21 protein-coding genes are annotated in these 21,460 nt (G+C 40.8%); 14 read left to right on the top strand and 7 right to left on the bottom strand.

Features of this window, described 5'->3' with window-relative positions; genetic code table 11:
- The first annotated feature begins 38 nt into the window (after nucleotides 1–38).
- The 7 genes from pyrD (at nucleotide 39) to rmf (ending at nucleotide 8,553) form a co-directional block, all read left to right on the top strand.
- A complete protein-coding gene (gene pyrD, locus ACOSVQ_RS08950) occupies nucleotides 39–1,049 on the top strand; it encodes a quinone-dependent dihydroorotate dehydrogenase (protein WP_491982201.1) in 1,011 nt (336 codons plus the stop codon).
- Nucleotides 1,050–1,228: 179 nt separating this feature from the next.
- On the top strand, nucleotides 1,229–1,771 hold the full coding sequence (locus ACOSVQ_RS08945; RefSeq protein WP_491982200.1) for a cell division protein ZapC: 543 nt from the start codon (nucleotides 1,229–1,231) through the stop codon (nucleotides 1,769–1,771).
- Nucleotides 1,772–2,229: 458 nt separating this feature from the next.
- The gene (gene rlmKL / locus ACOSVQ_RS08940; protein ID WP_491982199.1) at nucleotides 2,230–4,356 is read left to right on the top strand and encodes a bifunctional 23S rRNA (guanine(2069)-N(7))-methyltransferase RlmK/23S rRNA (guanine(2445)-N(2))-methyltransferase RlmL; all 2,127 of its coding nucleotides are present in this window, start codon (nucleotides 2,230–2,232) and stop codon (nucleotides 4,354–4,356) included.
- Between the two features lie 24 nt (nucleotides 4,357–4,380).
- Nucleotides 4,381–4,623 carry a glutaredoxin family protein gene (locus ACOSVQ_RS08935; protein ID WP_491982198.1) on the top strand — a complete coding sequence of 81 codons (243 nt, stop codon included), beginning with the start codon at nucleotides 4,381–4,383 and terminating at the stop codon, nucleotides 4,621–4,623.
- A complete protein-coding gene (locus tag ACOSVQ_RS08930) occupies nucleotides 4,601–6,517 on the top strand; it encodes an ABC transporter ATP-binding protein (protein WP_491982197.1) in 1,917 nt (638 codons plus the stop codon). The genes ACOSVQ_RS08935 and ACOSVQ_RS08930 overlap by 23 nt, the downstream gene beginning before the upstream one ends.
- 8 nt (nucleotides 6,518–6,525) lie before the next feature.
- A complete protein-coding gene (locus ACOSVQ_RS08925; protein ID WP_491982387.1) occupies nucleotides 6,526–8,214 on the top strand; it encodes a DUF3466 family protein in 1,689 nt (562 codons plus the stop codon).
- A gap of 165 nt (nucleotides 8,215–8,379) precedes the next feature.
- Complete coding sequence (gene rmf / locus ACOSVQ_RS08920) at nucleotides 8,380–8,553, top strand: ribosome modulation factor (RefSeq protein WP_165311341.1); 174 nt, start codon at nucleotides 8,380–8,382, stop codon at nucleotides 8,551–8,553.
- A 133-nt stretch (nucleotides 8,554–8,686) separates the two neighbouring features.
- Here rmf and fabA read toward each other — a convergent pair whose 3' ends face one another.
- Together fabA and ACOSVQ_RS08910 are read right to left on the bottom strand one after the other, a co-directional pair.
- A complete protein-coding gene (gene fabA / locus ACOSVQ_RS08915; RefSeq protein ID WP_491982196.1) occupies nucleotides 8,687–9,205 on the bottom strand; it encodes a bifunctional 3-hydroxydecanoyl-ACP dehydratase/trans-2-decenoyl-ACP isomerase in 519 nt (172 codons plus the stop codon).
- A gap of 71 nt (nucleotides 9,206–9,276) precedes the next feature.
- Complete coding sequence (locus ACOSVQ_RS08910) at nucleotides 9,277–10,923, bottom strand: S16 family serine protease (protein WP_491982195.1); 1,647 nt, start codon at nucleotides 10,921–10,923, stop codon at nucleotides 9,277–9,279.
- Nucleotides 10,924–11,089: 166 nt separating this feature from the next.
- Between ACOSVQ_RS08910 and matP the strand changes: the two genes are divergently transcribed.
- The 6 genes from matP (at nucleotide 11,090) to ACOSVQ_RS08880 (ending at nucleotide 13,837) form a co-directional block, all read left to right on the top strand.
- A complete protein-coding gene (gene matP / locus ACOSVQ_RS08905) occupies nucleotides 11,090–11,539 on the top strand; it encodes a macrodomain Ter protein MatP (protein ID WP_491982194.1) in 450 nt (149 codons plus the stop codon).
- 10 nt (nucleotides 11,540–11,549) lie between these two features.
- Nucleotides 11,550–11,867 carry a DUF3634 family protein gene (locus ACOSVQ_RS08900; RefSeq protein ID WP_491982193.1) on the top strand — a complete coding sequence of 106 codons (318 nt, stop codon included), beginning with the start codon at nucleotides 11,550–11,552 and terminating at the stop codon, nucleotides 11,865–11,867.
- Between the two features lie 148 nt (nucleotides 11,868–12,015).
- Nucleotides 12,016–12,387: a regulator gene (locus ACOSVQ_RS08895; protein WP_491982192.1), complete on the top strand. Its 372-nt coding sequence runs from the start codon at nucleotides 12,016–12,018 to the stop codon at nucleotides 12,385–12,387.
- 176 nt (nucleotides 12,388–12,563) lie between these two features.
- Nucleotides 12,564–13,109: a hypothetical protein gene (locus tag ACOSVQ_RS08890; RefSeq protein ID WP_491982191.1), complete on the top strand. Its 546-nt coding sequence runs from the start codon at nucleotides 12,564–12,566 to the stop codon at nucleotides 13,107–13,109.
- A gap of 103 nt (nucleotides 13,110–13,212) precedes the next feature.
- The gene (locus ACOSVQ_RS08885) at nucleotides 13,213–13,353 is read left to right on the top strand and encodes a hypothetical protein (RefSeq protein ID WP_491982190.1); all 141 of its coding nucleotides are present in this window, start codon (nucleotides 13,213–13,215) and stop codon (nucleotides 13,351–13,353) included.
- A gap of 103 nt (nucleotides 13,354–13,456) precedes the next feature.
- A complete protein-coding gene (locus ACOSVQ_RS08880; protein ID WP_491982189.1) occupies nucleotides 13,457–13,837 on the top strand; it encodes a DUF3653 domain-containing protein in 381 nt (126 codons plus the stop codon).
- 356 nt (nucleotides 13,838–14,193) lie between these two features.
- Here the strand turns inward: ACOSVQ_RS08880 and ACOSVQ_RS08875 are convergent, their stop codons facing one another.
- On the bottom strand, nucleotides 14,194–14,673 hold the full coding sequence (locus ACOSVQ_RS08875) for a type VI secretion system tube protein Hcp (protein WP_491982188.1): 480 nt from the start codon (nucleotides 14,671–14,673) through the stop codon (nucleotides 14,194–14,196).
- Nucleotides 14,674–14,981: 308 nt separating this feature from the next.
- On the opposite strand from ACOSVQ_RS08875, the gene ACOSVQ_RS08870 reads away from it, so the two are divergent.
- A complete protein-coding gene (locus ACOSVQ_RS08870) occupies nucleotides 14,982–17,642 on the top strand; it encodes an SIR2 family protein (RefSeq protein WP_491982187.1) in 2,661 nt (886 codons plus the stop codon).
- A gap of 47 nt (nucleotides 17,643–17,689) precedes the next feature.
- On the opposite strand, the gene ACOSVQ_RS08865 is transcribed toward ACOSVQ_RS08870, so the two are convergent.
- From ACOSVQ_RS08865 to ACOSVQ_RS08850, 4 genes are all read right to left on the bottom strand, one after another.
- Nucleotides 17,690–18,880, bottom strand: a complete 1,191-nt coding sequence (locus ACOSVQ_RS08865; protein WP_491982186.1) for a type II secretion system protein GspD — start codon at nucleotides 18,878–18,880, stop codon at nucleotides 17,690–17,692.
- Nucleotides 18,880–20,208: a zonular occludens toxin domain-containing protein gene (locus tag ACOSVQ_RS08860; protein WP_491982185.1), complete on the bottom strand. Its 1,329-nt coding sequence runs from the start codon at nucleotides 20,206–20,208 to the stop codon at nucleotides 18,880–18,882. Before ACOSVQ_RS08860 ends, ACOSVQ_RS08865 begins: the two co-directional genes overlap by 1 nt.
- A gap of 12 nt (nucleotides 20,209–20,220) precedes the next feature.
- Complete coding sequence (locus tag ACOSVQ_RS08855) at nucleotides 20,221–20,550, bottom strand: DUF2523 domain-containing protein (RefSeq protein WP_491982177.1); 330 nt, start codon at nucleotides 20,548–20,550, stop codon at nucleotides 20,221–20,223.
- A 1-nt stretch (nucleotide 20,551) separates the two neighbouring features.
- Nucleotides 20,552–21,460 (bottom strand): virulence factor TspB C-terminal domain-related protein (locus ACOSVQ_RS08850; protein WP_491982184.1); only part of this gene is annotated, 909 nt, incomplete at its 5' end.

The raw sequence follows: 21,460 nt of genomic DNA, 5'->3' as shown, positions 1-21,460 counted from the left end.
GCCCCGTTTAATCGGGGCTTTTTTCTATCGGAGGCACAATGCTCTACCGCTTAGCCAGAACTGGCTTTTTCAAATTGGATGCTGAAAAGGCGCATGATCTTGCCATCCAAAACTTCAAACGTTTCACCGGCACTCCTCTTGATCTTTTCTATCGTCAACATCTTCCAAATCGACCAGTTGAATGTATGGGATTAACATTCAAGAACCCTGTAGGTCTTGCGGCAGGTCTAGATAAGAATGGCGAATGTATCGATGCATTTGGTGCTATGGGATTTGGATTCGTTGAAGTAGGGACGGTAACTCCTCGTCCTCAATCAGGAAACGACAAACCGCGTCTATTCCGTATTATTCCCGCTGAAGGGATCATCAACCGTATGGGTTTTAACAACCTAGGTGTTGATAACTTGGTTGAGAACGTTAAAAAAGCCAATTATGACGGGATTATCGGTATCAATATCGGTAAAAATAAAGATACACCTATCGAAAAAGGTGCTGATGACTACTTAATCTGTATGGAAAAAGTCTATCAGCATGCAGGCTATATCGCTGTAAACATCTCATCACCAAATACTCCAGGGTTACGCTCACTACAATATGGTGAAGCGCTTGATGAGTTGTTAGCTGCGTTAAAGGAAAAGCAGGCTGAGTTAGCGAGTAAATACGATAAGTATGTTCCTCTAGCTCTTAAGATTGCTCCAGATCTAAGTGATGACGAAATTAAACAAATTTGTGCATCATTACTTAAGAATAATATTGATGGTGTTATTGCAACGAACACAACTTTGGATCGTACTTTGGTTGAAGGTATGAAACATGGTAGTGAAGCGGGTGGGTTAAGTGGTAAACCACTTCAATCTCGCAGCACAGAAGTGATCAAATGCTTGTATCGTGAATTGGGAGATCAAATTCCAATTATTGGTGTTGGTGGTATCGATTCATATGTTGCAGCGAAAGAAAAATTACTCGCTGGAGCAAAATTGGTTCAAGTATACAGTGGATTCATCTATCAAGGTCCACGTTTAGTTGCTGACATCGTAAAAAATATCTAATTGAGACTTTTGTTTATGAAATAGAACAGAAGTGACAAGGTCATGTAGAGAGGAAATGAGAAAATCATTTCCTCTTTTTTTTTGTTTTTCCTCTCTTAGAATTAAGTGCAGTTAGTTGGCAAGGGTAATTAAGCGTTTTACCTAATAGTCTGATAATAAATAAATAGCGAGTCAGGACAATGCTTAAACCGAGTGACAAATGGAATTGGTACTACTCAGATAGTGAAGGTTATCTGATGTTAGAACTGGGTGATGATATGGTGTTTCGCACCAATCTAAGCAGCAATCTCTTAGTAGATTGTGCTTTTGCATCTAATCAATTTACTGTTGACGACGCTTCTGACTACCAAACTTACAAAGAGCGCGTTGATTACCTCAATCTCAGCGAGCCACGCAAAGTAGAGTTAGTTCTTTATTGCGTTGCTGCTAAGCGCTTCCATAAGCCAGTCCAACCTAAGAGCTGGTTCTTTGATTACCAAAGCAGTGGTTATTCTCCAGAGGAGGGTGAAATTGTAAGTCTGGTCAATAGCAATGGCCAAGGTTACTTCATCGTCCTAGAAGTGGGTGACAATGCAAGCTTATGTGCATTAGTTGACCTCGAAGATTTTGTTCTAAGCGGTTCTAAGCAGCTACGCTATGGACAAGTGATTAAAGTGATGCATGACAGAATGGCATCAGCTAATCAGATTTTACTGCCACAGCCTATGGCATTGGTGGGTTAAGTTTCCCTAGTATTTTCGTTCCTTTGTTTCATTTCCCATCGGCGTAAGCCGATTTTTTTTGCCTTCAATTCACCTCGGTAGAGCTGTGTAGTTTCAATATCGCCAATCATATTTCTACTTCTGACAAAATATTTGCATTTAAATTGCCTTAAATGTGACGGTAAAAACCTGCTTCTTTCCCATTAAAAGCACCTAATTATTCCCGTTTTAACTAAAAATGTAATTAATTTACAGTGTAAAAAACAAACTGGTATAGTCCAAATTTATTGTGAATAAATACTCACTATCGCTGTGAGGTAATAAATTAGGGGATTAGTAATTCAACAGTGGTTTTGTTAACAAGTGAGAGAGTTGGAAATGTATGTTTTGTGTTTTTATGGATTTAGGCTGTTTAGATTTGGGCAAGTTGTTCTTTGTCAGGTATAATCTGACACCATTTTTATTAGCTAAAGAACACTATGAATCAGTATCTAGCGGTAACCTCAAACGGTCTTGAGAACCTATTAGTAGAAGAATTAACAAAATTAGGGATTTCAGACGCCAAACCTGTGCAAGCAGGGGTGAAATTTAAAGCGTCAAATGAGCAAATTTACCGTTGTTGTTTATGGAGCCGCCTTGCTTCACGATTTGTACGTGTTATTACAGAATTCAATTGTCAGAATGATATGGACCTGTACCTGTCGGCAACGTCAGTGAACTGGGTTAATCATTTTCATAGTTCTAAAAAGTTTGTGGTTGATTTCAACGGTACAAACAGAGAGATCCGTAACAGTCAATATGGCGCAATGAAAGTTAAAGATGCTGTAGTTGATTGTTTTGAAAAGAAAAACCTCCCAAGACCATCGATCAGTAAAGATCATGCAGATCTTCGTATCCACGTTCGACTACATAATGATAAAGCTCTACTTGGTATCGATATGGTCGGCGGTGGCTTACATGTGCGAGGCTACAGAACGGAAGCTGGTCGAGCTCCGCTCAGAGAAACACTTGCCGCAGCTATCATCTTGAGAAGTGGTTGGGACACATCTAAACAGTTACTCGACCCTATGTGTGGTTCAGGTACTTTATTAATCGAAGCTGCGATGATGGCTGCGAATATTGCCCCTGGACTCAAGCGCGAAAAATGGGGTTTTGAGTCTCTACAAGACTTCGAACCAGAGCTTTGGGCACAAGTAAAAGCTGAAGCTAGTGTTCAGGCTAGAAGGGGTGTCAACAAAACTGACACTAAGTTTTTTGGCTTAGATAGTGATAGTCGTGTTCTTAAAACTGCGAAAGATAACGCTAGACGAGCTGGCGTAGAAAACTTGATTCAGTTTGAGCTTGGAGATGCTTCACTTCTTAAGAAGCCACAGGGGTTTGAAAGTGGTGTAATTATCTGTAACCCACCTTACGGTGAGCGTTTAGGTACACATCCAGGTCTTATTGCACTCTACACAGCATTTGGTGCGCAACTTAAATCGGAATTCGGCGGTTGTCAGGCGTCCATCTTCTCTAGTTCAGATGAATTACTAAGCTGTCTGCGTATGCGTGCTGAGAAACAATACAAGTTGAATAACGGTGCGTTACCTTGTCACCAAAAGAACTATTCAATTTCTGCTCGTGAGCGTTCTGAAGACGAGCAACAAACGCAACAGACTCAAATCGCGCCTGATTTTTCAAATCGTCTGAAGAAGAACATTGCAAAAATTGGCAAATGGGCAAAGCGTGAAGGTTTGGATTGTTATCGTATTTATGATGCTGATTTACCTGAGTACAACGTAGCAATCGACGTATATTTAGATCAGTTAGTCATCCAAGAGTATGCTGCACCGAAGGATATCCCAGAAGAGAAGGCAAAACGCCGTCTCACTGACATCATTAGGGCGGCGATTCAGGTTACGGGTACGAATGCCAACAATGTAGTTTTAAAAGTTCGTGAAAAACAAAAAGGTTCATCTCAATATCAGAAGTTTGGACAGCAGTCTCAAACGATGGAAGTCAATGAGTATGGTGTGAAGCTGATTGTAAACTTGCACGACTACTTGGATACCGGTCTGTTCCTAGATCATAAGATCACTCGTCGTAAACTTGGTGAAATGGCTAAAGGCAAAGATTTCCTAAACCTATTTGCTTATACAGGTTCTGGCACAGTTCATGCCGCTTGTGGTGGAGCGAAATCAACGACAACGGTCGATATGTCAAATACCTATCTCGAATGGGCAAAAGACAACATGAAGCTTAATGGTCAAGTAGGGCGTCAGCATCAGTTCGTTCAAGCAGATTGCCTTCAATGGTTAGATCAAGCTTCGGGTAGTTACGATTTAATCTTTATCGATCCGCCAACGTTCTCGAATTCGAAGCGTATGGAACAGTCTTTTGACGTACAGCGAGACCATATTCAATTGATGAAGAACTTGAAACGTATTTTGCGTCAGGATGGCACTATTGTCTTCTCAAACAACAAACGTCATTTCAAGATGGATATGGCTGAGTTAGAGAACTTGGGTTTAGAAGCTAAGAATATCTCTGCGCAGACGCTTCCACTAGACTTCGAACGCAACAAGCACATTCATAACTGCTGGGTAGTTACTCATAAGCCAGTTTAGTGAACGAACAATAGGGAAAGTTGATTGATCACTTTATACAGTACTGAAGGCTGCCACTTATGTGAGATGGCCTTTTCACTGCTTACACAAGCGAATGTGGCTTCACAAGTTGAAGTAATCGATATTGCATTCGATGATGAACTGTTTTCTCGTTACGGGGTCACTATCCCCGTAGTCTCATATCAAGGTACAGAGCTAAACTGGCCTTTTGATTTTTCAGAATTAACTCAGTGGTTAGAAAATAATGGCATTAATTACCATTCATAACGGTTTACTAGCTTTTGGTGACCACCCTTTACTTGATCATGCTGATTTCGCATTGCAAGAAAACGAGCGTGTTTGTTTGGTTGGTCGCAATGGAGCAGGCAAGTCAACGCTGATGAAAATCATCGCAGGCGAAATTTTGTTAGATGACGGAAAGATGCAAGTGATGCAGGATGTTGTTGTTTCGCGTTTAGAGCAAGACCCTCCGCGCAACCAGGAAGGTACGGTATTTGATTATGTTGCTGGTGGTCTGCAAGAAGTCGGTGAGCAACTTAAGATCTACAACGATCTGCTCGATCTTGTCGCTATTGACCCATCGGAATCCAATATTAAGAAGCTAGCAAATGTTCAAGAGCATCTAGAACACGCGGGTGCTTGGCGCTTTGAAGACCGAATTCAGAACGTTTTAGCTTCATTAAAGCTTGATGGTCATACAAAGTTAACGGACCTTTCAGGTGGTTGGCAGCGTAAAGCGGCTCTTGCACGTGCTTTGGTCTGTGACCCTGATGTATTACTACTTGATGAGCCTACCAACCACTTAGATGTCACCACGATTGAATGGTTAGAAAGTTTCCTAAAGGATTTCCGTGGTTCGATAATCTTCATTTCTCACGACCGTTCGTTCATCAAATCGATGGCGACTCGCATTGTGGACTTAGATCGCGGTCAATTGAACTCATTTCCTGGTGACTACGAAAATTATCTTACTGAAAAAGAAGAGTTATTGCGCGTCGAAGAGCTACAAAACGCAGAATTTGATAAGAAACTAGCGCAAGAGGAAGTGTGGATCCGTCAAGGTATTAAAGCTCGTAGAACTCGTAATGAAGGCCGTGTTCGTGCGCTTAAAAAGCTCCGTCAAGAACGTAGTGAAAGACGTGAAGTGCAGGGCAAAGTTAACTTACAAATCGATGACGCATCTCGTTCTGGCAAGATCGTATTTGAAGCAGAAAATCTCAACTACGCTATCGAAGACAAGTGCTTGGTTGATAACTTTAGCTTTAATATCATGCGCGGCGATAGAATTGCACTTATCGGTCCAAATGGCTGCGGCAAGAGTACACTCTTAAAGCTTCTACTTGGTCAATTGACAGCGGATAGCGGTCGTTTGCACTGCGGTACAAAGCTAGAAGTTGCATACTTCGACCAATATCGTGAAGTATTAGATCCTGAAAAAACAGTTATCGATAACCTTGCTGACGGCAAACAAGAAGTCACTGTAGGTGGACGTCAGAGACATGCATTAAGTTATCTTCAAGATTTCTTGTTTGCACCAAAACGCGCAAGAACACCGGTTAAAGCTCTATCTGGTGGCGAGAAAAACAGGCTTTTGCTTGCTCGTTTATTCCTTAGACCAAATAACTTGTTAGTTCTGGATGAACCAACAAACGATTTAGATATCGAAACTTTGGAACTTTTGGAAGATTTGCTTGCCAATTATCAGGGTACTTTATTGTTAGTCAGTCACGACCGTGAATTTGTCGATAATACAGTAACTACGAGTTGGATCTTTGAAGGTAACGGGAAGATAGAAGAGTTTGTCGGTGGTTATCATGATGCTCAGCAGCAACGTACACAAGTTCTGCAATCGCGTAGTGTAGAAAACGTCATCAAACAAGAAAAATCGGTTGAGCCAGCTCCCAAATCAGAGCCTGCGAAACCTAAGTCTAAGAAGTTATCTTATAAACTGCAGCGTGAATTAGAAACTCTGCCGCAAAAACTCGAAGAATTAGAAGCAGAGATTGAATCACTGCAAGAGCAAGTTAACGATGCTGACTTTTTTAGTAGCACTGTTGACGTGACACAACCAATTTTAGATAAGTTATCTGCTAAAGAGCAGGAGCTTGAAATTGCATTTGAGCGCTGGGAAGAGCTCGAAGCAATGCAACAGGATAGTTAATGGATTTTATGAATAAAAAATTGTTTAAGCTGAGCCTTGTGAGCTCAGCTATTCTTGCTTCCACACAAGTATTGGCTGCGCTTTATAATGTTGTCGAGGTGACCCCTAGTACAACATACACCTATAAGAGTTCTTATGGTGTTGCAATTGAACAACCAGCTGGGGGTGCTGGATTTGATGCTGAGGACAACTGTTTCGAAAATAGTAGTGCGGGTGGCAAAGCATGTGATAGTTACCTGCTCGCAGGGGAAACTCGTTTGAAATCACTTAATTCTGGCCATGCTGTAGATGGTATCAGTTTTCGGGAAGAAACACCGTTTGCATTCAATGATCGCAATGCTTTTGATTATCTTGATAGTTATAATGATTTTGTAAATTACTGTGAAATTGAGTTGAGATATTCAACATGTAATTATTGGGCCAGCGATCGTTGGGATATATGGAATAGTGAAAAAAGCGGGTCAAACACCCCTAATTCTATTGCATTTACAGGTTCTTCAACTATTGGTACTGCAATAGATGAAAACTATAATATAGTCGTAAATAGTTTACATTCAGCAACCCCCGTGGGAATTGGTTTTAAACTGAGTATCACTGGTACAATTCGCGAACTTGTTGATATTAGTGATAACTCAGACACAACCTTTAGAGCATGGCGAATGGATGATACTGGTACTTACACTGTAGGGAGCACAGTTGTTTCATCAGGTTCTGACTACTATACAACTAAGGCTGCGATTGTTAATGGTGGGACAACTTATCCAATTAATTGGCCAAGTAATAGTTCTCTAACCGATAGTAAATACGCACAAGGTAGTATGCGGGATCTTGTCATAGATGGAAGTGGTAATATCTATGGGGTTGGCTATAACACCTATGATTCTAGTGAAAACTACATGAATGCAACGGTGTTTCATGGTAGTACGACAGATTTGGGGACTTGGACGTCTATTGTTGTTGATGAAGCGAGCGTTGAAGTTAATAGCGAGGTTATACATAGTAATTCTGTCGTTACGTCTGTAAACAATAACTTTGTAGCGATTGGTTCAGCAAAGCGAGACGGCGGCAAGCCTAAATCCAACGCTGCCGCGAACCGATTATTTATCGTTGACGATGTTCGCTTGACAAATTTATCAGCAAAGTTTCCTTCTGGAGGAATTATATTTGATGGTGCTGGGGGGAAAGCTGGCGCTATTAATAATTATAACGAAATAGTGGGTCAAATTGATTATGAAAAGACTCGCGAAGTAGATGGCAAGCCTCGTAGAAAACGCGGGTTTATTTATCCTTATGTTGCAGGTAATTACGAAGGTTCTGATACAGTAGAATATGCATCTCGCGCTGCTCGTTTTAAAAATAAAGCGTGGTATCTCGATGATTTAACGAACGATGGTTCAGCAGCGGGTAATAATCAGTACCGTATTATAGATGCCACTGATATTAATGACGCTGGTGTTATATCAGCCACAGCACTGAAATGTAGTGGCGGATATGATACTACTGCTCATAACTCAACATGCGGTGGCGGAAGTCAAACAGAAACCACAGTAGCTGTTAAATTAGTTCCAATTGTCGGAGCTACTTCAAGTAATATAAGCGAACGAGGTACTGATTCAACCAGTTCTGAACGCTCTGGAGCTGGAGTAGGTTTATGGGGCATACTTCTCCTTGGCGTAGGTTGGTTCCGTAGAAAATAGTCATTTTTTGTCAAGAAAAGCACAAGCTCACAAAAATAAGCTTGTGCTTTTTTTTGACTTGAGAAAGGTTGGATTTTGCGCGATTCTTAAAAGTGTGGTCACAAAAGATCCACACCAATGTAATAGTTGTAAGTAAGACACAAGTTACTGTATGAGGACTGCACTATGAAGAGACAAAAGCGTGATCGCCTTGAAAGAGCACAATCTCAAGGTTACAAAGCTGGTTTGAATGGACGATCTCAAGAAGAGTGTCCATACCAACAAAGCGATGCTCGTTCATATTGGCTAGGCGGTTGGCGTGACGCAAGAGATGACAAACACTCTGGTCTCTATAAATAACCCCCACATACTAAAGGATCTTAAGCCCCGAAAGGGGCTTTTTAGTATCGAACTCATTTAACGCACTATAACTAAATATAATGTGCAAAATTAAAGCAGCTAAAAAGCTGCTTTAATCATACATAAGCTCAAATTAAAACGATGAAGTGTCTTGGAAGAGACCAACTTTCAAATCTTTAGCTACGTAGATTTCTTTTCCGTCAACAAGTACGCGCCCATCAGCAAGACCCATAACAAGCTTACGGTTTACTACGCGTTTCATATTGATTTCGTAAGTCACTTTTTTCGCTGTTGGCAGGATTTGTCCCGTGAACTTAACTTCACCAACACCAAGAGCACGGCCTTTTCCTTGACCACCAACCCAGCCTAGGAAGAAACCAACAAGCTGCCACATAGCATCAAGACCTAAACAGCCAGGCATTACTGGGTCACCAGGGAAGTGACAATCAAAGAACCATAAATCCGGAGTGATATCTAACTCAGCAATGATTAGACCTTTACCAAATTCGCCTTCAGTTTCTGACATTTTGCTAATACGATCCATCATCAGCATATTTGGCGCTGGTAGCTGAGGGTAACCTGGGCCAAATAGTTCTCCACGGCTAGAGGCTAATAGGTCTTCACGATTATATGAGTCACGTTTGTTTTGCATTATCAATTACTCCAATTTCTGATAGGGTGCATGTTAGTGAACACGTGTACGCCAAACAACTCCGATCAGTATTAAACAAACCAGTTTTTGATACGGTCCACAAACCCAACAGGCTGTACATGTTTTTCAAAGTTTTCAATGCGCTCTGCAATTTTACTAATCACACTTTCTTCGTCTTCTCCTCTAAATGGCTTACCCATGACAAGAGGAACGACTTCATCCACATGTGATACTGGCCAAATGTGGAACTCTCCATTTTTTATACTCTCTACTACCGATTTATGAAGAGCCAAATGTTTTAAGTTACTTTGAGGAAGAATGACACCTTGTTCGCCAGTAAAGCCTTGATGCTGACAAACGTGATAAAAACCTTCTATCTTTTCGTTTAGTCCACCAACGGCTTGTACACGACCAAATTGATCTACAGCGCCCGTAACGGCAATTTGTTGATTAATAGGGTACTCAGATAGTGCACTAACTAATGAGCATAGTTCAGCTAACGAAGCACTGTCACCATCAACCTCACAATAAGATTGTTCGAATACAACTGAAGCAGAGTAAGGAAGAGGAACATCAAGGTCTAATTCGCTACTTACAAATGCCTGCATTATCATCATACCTTTTGCATGAAGATTACCGCCAAGCTCAACTTTACGCTCAACGTCAGCAATATCGCCATCACCAAAATGAATCACACAAGAAATTCGTGCTGGTTCTCCGTAAGAGACAGGATGCCCGGCGACGTCTACGACCGTTAATCCATTGACTTGCCCAACTTGTTCACCTTGCGTTTCGATATACACCTGTCCATCAAGAATATCGTCTAGTGCGCGGTCTGGAAGATAAGACTGACGATAATCACGAGCATCTATCGCTTGATCCAAATGCACAGCTTCTATTAACTGTCCATTAGCCTCAAGTGCTGCTTCTTCCAGTAGAGCTCTATGCCACATAACGCAGAGAGGAGCGTAGTGTTGATCTTCGGTGTAGCGAGCGCCTGCGGTCATTAAACGTTCTAATGCATCAGCAGTTAACTCAGGTAACTTATAGTAATTACACAGCCATTTGACGAACGAAAGATAATCAATAATTGAATCTTCGTCGATTTTGATATCGAGCTCTAACTCACTGTAAATACAAAGTCCTGAGTGGATATCTGCATCCAGAAAATCGACATCACCTAATTGACTTCGATCACCAACGATAATCAGTTTGACATCGTATTCATTGAAAGATTGCTCCTCGATAAGGGACTTCGCATCGCAATTCAGTGGGCTAACAGGACAGCCAAGAATGGCTGATTTTAAAATAGGCCAATGACGTGGGTTCGCTAAAAGCAAATTTGCAGAAACGATAAGGTAACCACCATCTGCTTGTGATAACAGACTTTTAGAACGAGCAACTATGCTTCCGTTTTCTGCTTTTACTTGTCCAAAAATAGCTTCTATATCTAAAGTTTCTGTTGAAACCACTGGAATACTATCATCTACCAAACTTTCTATTGTCTCTTTCAATAGTGAGCGATAAATAGAATTATCAGGTGCATTCACGACCAAGACACGGCTAAAGCCACTAATGTTAAGAAATCTGTCGATTGCTATTGTTAACCTAGACTGTATGTCGACAAGGGAAATCGGCTGTAGGTTAGGGTACTGTTCGAGTTGAACTTTAAATTCATCGTACTGGGGAGTTGCAAGGCGCCAAATATCTTGAGTCATTGAGTTACTAAATTGTTTATTAAGAGACAACGAATTATATAGAAAAACCATTGCTTCGAATAGCTCGTAAGATGAATGATCTCTCTCTAGTTTTTGTTAGGATTAGTTTGAACATAGATACTGATTGGGTTACGCTGTCACCCTAAATTTTAATGGATTGCCTCAAATGAAATATCAGCAGCTTGAAAACTTAGAATGTGGTTGGAAATGGCAGTACTTGATTAATAAATGGAAAGATGGCGAATCTATCACATGTCATATCGATCGTAGTGAAGCCGAATCAGCTATTCAAAAACTTAAATCTATTGAGCATGAACCAACTTTGGTTCTTGAATGGATTGAGAAAAATATGGCTCCTCAGCTAGATAATAAGCTAAAGCAAGCGATTAGAGCTAAACGAAAACGACATTTCAATGCTGAACAAATTCACACTCGCAAAAAGTCGATCGATCTTGATTACCAAGTATGGGAAAAGCTTTCTACTAGAGCCAATGAATTAGGTTGTACTTTATCGGACGCTATTGAATATCTATTGAGTGAAGCGTCTCGAAGTGAAAAAGCCAGCAAAGCTGTATCTAATTTGAAAGAAGATTTGAGTAAGTTGCTATCTAACTAGGAGTTAACTCATGTTGTACGTAATTTTGATCGCTGCTGTAATTATTTTTTGGCTAGTTGCTGTTGATAGACCAGTACTAAAAGTGAGCTTTAAGGACGGTACAGTACATAAAGTAAAAGGACATTTTCCTCCCACATTTAAACATAACGTTACTGAAATTGCTGAAGTAACACCATTTAGTGGGGAATTGAAAGTATATCAACAACGTACAGGTATGAAATTGGTTTTTACTGAACAAGTTCCTAAGAAAGTCCAACAGAGAATTCGCAACGTGTTCCCGCATCAAGGCTTTAAAAGTACAGGCGACAAAACAAAAAAGAATCATTAATAAATTCAATCAGATAATGTGTCAATTAGAAGCGTTATCTTTATCATATCTAAGTGCGCATTATGTCGAATTACGGTAAATAATCGTTATTTAACAAACACTTATCGTATGATGTTTTTATACCCTAATTCGGTGAGAGAGTCTAGCCATGCATAAAAATAGACTTTTTCGAGAATTCGAATGTGGATTGGACATCGAAGAAACCGCCGAATTGTGTTTCAAAACTGCGAGGACGATCACGGAGTGGGATAAAGGTAAAGACATCCCACCCGAGTGCAGGAGGTTGATGCGCTTCGCAAAATGTCGGCAGATCAGTCATCATGAGTCGTGGCAGCAGTTCAAAATGGTGCGCGATAAACTCGAACTTCCTACTGGTCAATTAGTCTCTCCCCAACAGATTGTCATCGGCATTGCCTTACTCGAGATCCAGTCAGAACTTGAACTCAAGACGACACGCAAGTTGATCCGCTTTGCTCGAGTTTTAGCCAAGATGCTTCATAATTCTAAAGCACCGAGATAAACACACGAAAATTCTCAAATAGATTCGCAATTTCAACCGTTTAAATAACTACATGTCTCAGAGTAGTGACGGTTGAATTGCTTCGATTTGTGTCACCAAAATGCTGTATTTCTTACGATGATCTAAAGTGTTTTCGTCTTTAAAATACTTAGAGATGTAATTAAAAAGGAAGAAGTATGGATTGCTATACCATCAAAGTACTATCTAGCGGAAAATTGGATTTTTACTCTTGGGAGCTATTGGAAAAGATAGAACTTTCTGTGAGCGTAAATGGACGGTTCGTCCATGTGCTTAAAGGCGTTAGGCTTGAGTCTGAAAAGCTTGCAAACCAATATATTGAAGCCTTGAAAGTTCGCCGAGCCAAACTTGGTGACAGTAGCTTTGAGGCAGAGGCTATACGATGGAATATGGACAGAGCCACCGTCATAGAACATAGCAACATGATCAAGGAAAAGTTGGTCAAGTGGGAGCAACAAAAATCAAAGACACCAACACCTACAAAGCCAACCACTAAATGGATTGTGCGAGTTCAGAACACGAATAACGACTTAACATTTTACTTGGTGAAAATGGGTCGCTCAACAACGTTTGATCTAACTTCGAGTAAGTCAGATGCAAAGCAGTACACACAATTTCATTTCGTACAGAAAACTCTACAAAAGATAAATCAAAGTAAGCACTTTAGAGCCTTTGCGCTCGAACTGTCATCCTCAGATTTATAGATCTGCGCATATGTGATTGACATCATGTAGTGCATGCGAATTCATAACTAATCTTCGAAAGCTGTAAGGAATAAACTTTTGAATGATTAAAGGAATAAGCAGAATGAAATACTTAGCAATACTATTGATATCGTTAGTTGTTAGCCAATCAGCGTTCGCTCATGGTGGAGGCTGTCGTAAAAGTTCACCACAAGGGCAATGCTGTCATATGGACAATAAAGCAGGAAGCGTTCATTGCCACTAAGCTATATGTGAATTGACTCGCATTAGATTGTTCATTTAAATATATGTAATTGCGAAGAATTGCGAGTTATCTGTATAACGCACACCTTTTAAAATCGCAGTCAATGAAACGTCCACGTTATACAAAAAACCAACTCTTCCGTGAAATTGAATGCGGTCTCTCGATTGAAGAGACCGCTGATCTTTGTTGTAAGCATATAAATACTGTAAAAGCATGGGACAGAGGGCGTGAAATGCCCGAATGCTGTCGACGACTCATGCGGCTTAATACAGGTCGAGTTATCAGTCATAAGAAGAACTGGGAAGACTTCAAAATATCCCATCATCATATCGTTACACCAACCGGTGAAACCATCACGCCTCAACAAATTCTCTTGGCTCAAGCTCTTATGTATGGTCAGGATAAAGAAACCCTTCAAACAAGTTCTAAGTTGTTAAGGTTGGCTAGGGCTGTAGCGAAAATCTTAGTATTAGAGAGGCGCTAAACGTCCCCAAAACAGTGAACGCCGATAGTTCGGTGGAATTTACCCCCGTAATACAGATTCGGGGGTTTTGCCTTTCCTTTAGCGTATCACGCTTGTGCGTGCGCTCGTTCCGAGCACACACTCAACCGCAATTGCGCTTTAACTACTAGACGGAAAGCCGCTATTTGTATGCTGCAAAGCTATGAGCAACTTTTGACGCTTTAGGTTATTAGGTCGTTTGGCTTGGCAGGAAGGGGAATTTGTTGCTATCAAAGGATTAGGGAAGCTCCGCGCCATATAACGACACGAGACACTCAGCATTTGTGTGGGCTTGGTGCCTCGGTCGCGTAACACGCTCCCTTATCCCTTCGGGGCAGTCAGCATTCAGTATTAGTTTGTACACTAAAACAATATGTATTATCGCCAATACTATATTCAATTCCAGCAAAGGCTATAGATAGACTTTCAGTTTGCTGTTCCTTTTTATCTGTATAACCCGAAACAGAATAACTTGTTAATACTGCGTTACGCAGAACAACTTTCGAAGCTCCTCTTAACAATTCAACTGAATTGAACATTTGTCCAGTTGCCACTGCCATTAGTAAAAACGGAGATTGATCGTCGGTGTACCTAGTCAATGAAATTTCAGAAAATGAAGCTCTTCCGCTACCACTTCCTGTACCAAGGTTTATCGCACGACCAACCCCCCAGTTCCATGAAATGATCTCTGATGATGTACTATCATCTTCGTTAAACGTTATTGTTGTAGGTCCTTCAACCTTAGCCGATACAGCAGAACTAAAGATTAGTAAAAAAGCAGCTGCAGTTGACGTTATTAATTTACCTATCTTGTTCATGAACAAAGCTCCTCTATCACAGTTCAAAAAAAGTATAGGTATCAACAAACAAAACAATTGACCAAATAGTCATTATGGAATGGAAATCGTAATTACAGGTTAAGCTAGTGGCAAAATTGAAGTTTCATATTACGTGAGCAAACTTTGATGCTTTAGGTTATTTCGCTTGTCAGGAAAGGCGAACTTGATAAATCGCTCACTTTTGAAATCTTTATAAAATCTGGATCAAAAATGAGGAACTGATCATGAAGTTACTTGCATATACAGTGTACGGTATAAGTTCTAGTAGAAAATCATAAAGGCTAAAAATGGAACTTGAGAAACTTTGTGACGAAATTCCGCATAAAAAGAGAAGTGTCGAAGAATTAATTACTTATATAACAACAAAGGCAAGTAAAACCGCCACCAATTACAGCTTGTTACTTGGTGCTGGGGCTTCAGTAACATCCGGAATAAAAAGCGGTCAAGACTTAGTTGTTGAATGGCGTAAGGATATATTCCAACGCTATAACCCAACTGACACACCATATTCAGATGAAAAGGCTAGTACTTATTTTTCTAAACAGAGTTGGTATGATCCTACTAAAGAGTACTCATCTTTATTTGAAAAGAAGTTTGATCTGCCATCTCAAAGGCGTCGCTTTGTTGAGCAACAAGTTGATGCAGCATTTCCTTCAATTGGCTATGCATATCTAGTGTCACTCGCTAATGGTGAAAATATATTTTTTGACACCATATATACTACAAACTTTGACGACTTAATTAATGAATCATTTTACCAATTCTCTCACACTAGACCACTTCTATGTGCGCACGATTCCTCTGTAAGCAGCCTATCAATAAATAGCTCTAGACCCAAAATAATAAAACTGCATGGCGACTATTTATATGATGATATAAAAAGCACCCTACGAGAAACAGAAACACTTGAATCTAATATAAAGAAGAAGCTGATTGAATTTTCAAAAGAATATGGGTTAATCGTAGTTGGCTATTCAGGTAGTGATCGTTCTATTATGGATGTTATATCACATCTCCTTAAGAACGAAGAATATTTCAAAAATGGCATATATTGGTGTATAAGAAAAGGTGACTACATTAGTCAAGAACTTAAAAATTTACTTTGGAAAGATCGCGTATACTTTGTTGAAATTGATGGTTTCGATGAGTTAATGGCGAATATTCATAATGCCACTAAAGGGTCATTGTCGCTAGATGATAGTTTTGGCGACTCTAAGAAAGAAAAAATTATTAGATCTTTTACAGATGATATATATAACCTTAAAAAATCCTCACCTTATATTTATCAAGATCTAGAAGTTATAACCAAAAGACAAAATGATAAAGATATAGGAGGGTTATTAGCAGAAATCACCCGAGATAGTGAAGAAAAGTTTGATAATGAGTTATCTGACGATGATTTGAAAAAACTATTACAAATTGATAGCTTTATAAAACATGAAAACTATACAGATGCTGAATCTGTTATTAAAAAATTCATGTCTGAAGATAATGATAAAGAGCTTCAAAATAGATATATAACAAGACTTATCCAAGTTTATTTATTAGAAGATAAAACATCGCTTGCAATATCTTCTGCTGATGATCTAATGAAGTCAGACCCATATAATGTCAACTTTTTATTCAGACGTACGACATTAGAAAGAGATCCTAAAGATAGGTATAATTTATTACTAGAAAGTGAAGAGAAATTTAACCTAGTATATCCATATTACAATGCCTTAGCATCTAGCGCCCTCGCACTAACGAAAGAGGATACTATAGAAGATAAAGTTCCATTTGTTCAGATGCTCAAATACTGTGATAAAAGTTTAAAACTAAACCCTTCATTATCGAACGATGCTTGGAAAATAAAACTCAGTATAATCGAAGAAAAACACAATAGTATTGAGTGTAAGTTAAGTGTTAAAGATAAAGAAAAAGATATCTTGGATTTAGTTGATGAAGTAAACGCAATTAATCAAAATCATATAACTAAACTAGAAATAATCGGTGATAATTTTGTCTTACATAATGATATGAATAAACTTAGAGAATTCTATGAGGAATCTAATAGGATTTATAACGTTTCTAGTTCTTATAAAAAAGAAAATGTAGTAGACAATTTATGTATGAGTTATTACTTCGTCGAGAGATTCAGTGAAGATGATAGTTATAAAACAGAGTTAGACAAAATAGTAAACTCTAAGATAATTAGAGAAAATATGAAACTAAACTCAGTTAATTTACTGATGGTTTATTATCATATTAATGTTGATTTTGATCTTCCAGCAGCAAGAAGATATATAGATTATATAATTGATCATTCTTCAGATTATGAATATATATCAAAAATAATAGAGTTACTGTTAGATGTTTACTACGATAGTGAAACTGCACTAATTTATTTGAATTCAAATAAAGATAGAATTAGTAGAACTAATTATTTTGATGCTATGTTTAGTATATCTATTCACAAAGATGAATTTGAAGATGCTATTGAATATCTAAACAAAGCTAAAGATAGTGGTTTAATGAAATCTAAGTATGCAATATCTCTATCATACTGCCATTTGAAATCTAAAAAATATTTGGAAGCAATTGAGTGTTGTGATTGGTGGTTAGGCAAGATAAAGGATCTAGCCTCGAGAGACATACTGATTATAAATAGAGAATTTGCTAATAAGTGTTTGTATGATAAGGTCGATAAAGACTCCTTAAATATGGTTGTATCCCACAAAAATGGTAAGAATCACTTAATGTGTTCTAATTACCTATTAGGAAAAGATACTCAAGCCTATAGCTTGTTCAAGAAGGATGTAGAGCATTATCGGTTAAATTTATATATGTATGATAAATGGCCTATTTTACCTCGCAGTTATTTTGAACCGTACAAAGATGTTTTGCGGAGTAACAAAGATGATACTGCTAATATAGCCGATATCACCGAGTTACCTAAGACTGCATAAATGTTTTACCAAACTGCTGCTTGTAGTAGCAGTTTGGTATAAACAACCTACATAAGTTCTTGGACAAATAGAACAACATCAAGCGTTCGATTACTGGTTTTCTCTGACTCAGAGCGGAACAAAACGCCAAGGTAGGGAATATCCCCAAGTACCGGTACTTTCATTGTCACGGTTTGGGAATCCCTTGCCATCATGCCGCCAAGCGCAATAGTTTGACCGGATTTGACCGCAAGAACGGTATCGATTTGTCGCTTACTCGTGACAATGTCACTGGCTTCCACGGATTTATCAACACGACTAAGCTCTTGTTTTACCCTAAGTTTAATATCTCCATTCAAACCAATCATAGGCTGAACCCAAAGCGACAAGCCTACGTCTTTACGCTCGATCGTCTGAAACGGTTTACTGCTTCCATCGGTTTCCGTGGTGTATGAGCCGGTAATGATAGGCAGCTCCTGACCAACACTAATCAATCCACTGTGACCGTGCAGAATGCTGATTTCAGGACGGCTTAATATCTCGGTTCTGTCATTGGACTCAATCCAACGCACAAACGCATTAAAATCATCACTGGTCGCGGTGAAGTTAGGAGAGCCGGTTAAGAACGCAATGGCTGAACCATCAAACGCTGTCTTAATTGCACCCGCACCGGCAGCGAGATTGACCGTTAAATCTCGTAAGTCACCGTCAACGGTTTCCACAATCACAGCGCGTATCTTCACTTGTTTGAGTGGTTTATCGACCGTATCGATGAACTCGGCAATGTCACTGTGCATGGACTTGGGCGCAGTGATCATCAGCGCAGAGCCGGCAATAATGCTGTCAACGTTGGTCACATCAGGCACATCGAGTACAGACGATTGCACCACGAGGGACTTTCTAAGCGGTTCGAGTAAATCATCGGCAGTCAGATAAAGCAGCTTATAAGTGCGTGTGACGATTTCATTGCTGCCAGTGAGCTTGTTGCGCTTGTCTACCCGAATGACCGTACCCGATTCAATGTAAGTGAGGTTATGAGCGCGCATGACACTGAACCACACATCACGAAAGTTCGCCGCACCCGAGGCTTGATAGAGCTTCAAGTCACCGTTTACCGACGGGTCAACGATGATGGTCTTATCAAACACCTTACTGGAGATGATAAAGAACTCGTTAAGCGTCTTACCGGCGAGGTTGGCTTCAAAGGCAAAAGCTCGGGAAGCGAGGCACAGCAAGGCGAGGGCAAGGATGCGTTTCATCAGTAGAGTCCACCTTTATTAAGCGTGACATTGTCACTATTTGAGCGATTTTGGGCTGTTTTGCGGCGTTGATTGCTGTCGGTTTCAACCTCAAACGGGTCAAAATAGCCATAACGAGCAATGTTAAAACAGGCACTGGTTTCCAGTGCGTAGGCAGAGCCTTGCTGTGTAAAACAGCTGCATTGTTTTCTCACAATCACACAGGTGAGTTCGGGATATTGGTTTGCATCGAACGTGAGCGAGTCGTAGACCGGCGCGGAGAACGGCAGGGAATTGAGCCTTGGCAGAAACTTTTCTATATATACTGTGTTTATATCCAGTATTTTTACTTCTTCCGTATTTTCGGCACTTTCAACGGTGGAAACCTCGCTCTGAACCACTTCAACGGCAGCCGGTGTGACCTGTTTTTGAAACCACGAATAGAGGTAGAACGCCGCCGCGCTGATACCTAAAATGCCGACCGTTAAGCCAATGATGCCTTTCTTTAACTGCGGGTCGATTTTGACCTTTTGCGTGTGCTTGATGGAGCTGAGATAGACGCCATAGTATTTGTTATCACGCTTAACTTTCTCTTTCTCAGCCTTAGCAAGTTCGGTCTTGTTGGCAGGGTCAAAGCCCTCGATGTGGAAATATCGATGCAGCCAATCACCGCCGATGAATTCGTAATGGACGTAATACTGCATCCGTCTTCGAATGACTTGGTCAACGTCTTTGAAGTCTTGGGAGATGTAGACCAAATCAATGCCTTTGTGCCGGTGCGTGGTCACGAACTTCACGTCAGGGGACATGGCTTTACCCGCCGTTCTGTTGCCCCAAATGTTTTGCACTTCATCAACCAGAATCACCGAACCGGCAGGAAGTGTGTGGATCTCGGTCGGATCATCAAACGCCGTCCAAGACAGGTTCAAGTGTTCAACATCGTGATAGGTTATCGATTCTTCATCGAGTTCAAGCACCGCTAACGCTTCTTTAAACGCAGCGAGTCGCTTAGGGGATGCGAGTTTCTTAAACCAGTGCATCCACTGTTTGAACGGCTCGTGTTTTTTGTAGTGAAACGCCAGATAGGGAAAGTCTTCGAGTGTGGCCAGACGTTGCTCGGTTTCAATGCGCAGCAGTTTAGACTCAAGCTCCTTGTTGTGACTGTTGGCAGGGAAATAGACGCCATAAAGCCACCCTTGGAAACTGTCACACACCTTGTAATCGAGCAGCATGACGCGAATACCGTGATAGTACACAGGACGCTCCGCGAAGTTGTCGTTCTCGATGATGAACTTAATCGCGTTGAGGCTTTTGCCTGTTCCCATGCCGCCACTGAAACCGTGCAACATTGCTTTTGCTCCTTACGCTGGGTCAACCGGTTTGCGCCACGATGGACGATAGCCGGTCGCCGACATTAAGCCGTTCAAGGTAAAGGAGAACACCACACAGGTGAGCACCACATTGATATAGGTATCCACACCCGCCATGCCCATGAGCGCCGCAAGTTTCGGTGTCACGCCATTCATGTTGGTCTGTATATAATCGGCAACAGTATCAATCGCCATCGATACGCCGGTGTAAGCTACAAGAGAGAAGCCGACCGAGAGCGCTACATAAGTGGCAAGCCCTTTGGCAAGGCTTGGAATGAGAGGGACTAAAACGGTGGCTAAAAATCCGATGAAGTACTGCATATTAAACCGCTCCTTGTGTGCGACCGATGATGAACAATCCCGTTAGCCAGGCGAACGCGATAAGTAGGGGTCTTAATAATTCTGCGTAGCGACAAGCGGGATCAAACTTAAATTCAATGGATTTGGATTCGCCAAAGGCGCGAAACGAAATGCGCTCAGGTGCAGGGCAACCACCGCCACCAAAGGAGACACCGCCGCTCAGATACTTTTTATTCATGCGTGAGTAATCAATGGTGTCGTTTTGCACCAGTAGCGTTTCGTTGTTGAGTAACTTGATGCCTTTGAACGCTTCTTCAAGTTGAGCAAACTCATCGACCGTGCACGTGCTGTCGTATTGGACTTTGAGTAGGGCGCATTGAATGACATCACCGCGACACTCGAAAATCGATTTGTCACAGTCGGCGCTTGCCATCGGTTGCTCGGTTTTTTCGTCCTCTTCTTCTTTGGGCTTTTCTTCTTTACCGGTTTCATTAGGAATGAGCGCACTGTTATCGCCTTGGATAAGATGCTCCAACATTTCACGCATTAAGCCGAGTTGATGCTGAGAAAACTCATTGCCCCGTGAGAGTTGTTCAAGCAGCTGACCGCCGAGGCTTTTCAAGTTGCTGTTCACGTTCTCCAAGTGCTGATTGGAAAGCGAGACTTCTTGCACAATCTCATTATCACCGGCAGACAGCTCTGTATTGTCGGGCTTTTCCGTTGGAGTAGGATTCGGCTCGGGTGGGGATTGTGGCGGCTCTTGTTTCTCACACAGCTGCGGATTCAAATCGCAGAAGTTGGGGTTCTCTGTCGGAATGTCTGCTCCCGTACCGGCAGTACCATCACCGGCTCCGTTCTTTGAACCATCAAGGGGCGGTAACTCAGGAATCGGGTCGTCTTTCTTTTCAGTTTGTGGAGGTAGGGCGCACAT

The organism is Vibrio sp. HM8-C (genome assembly GCF_058630515.1).
Note: the sequence above shows the minus strand (reverse complement) of the source record. Positions and strands in the feature narration are given on the sequence as shown.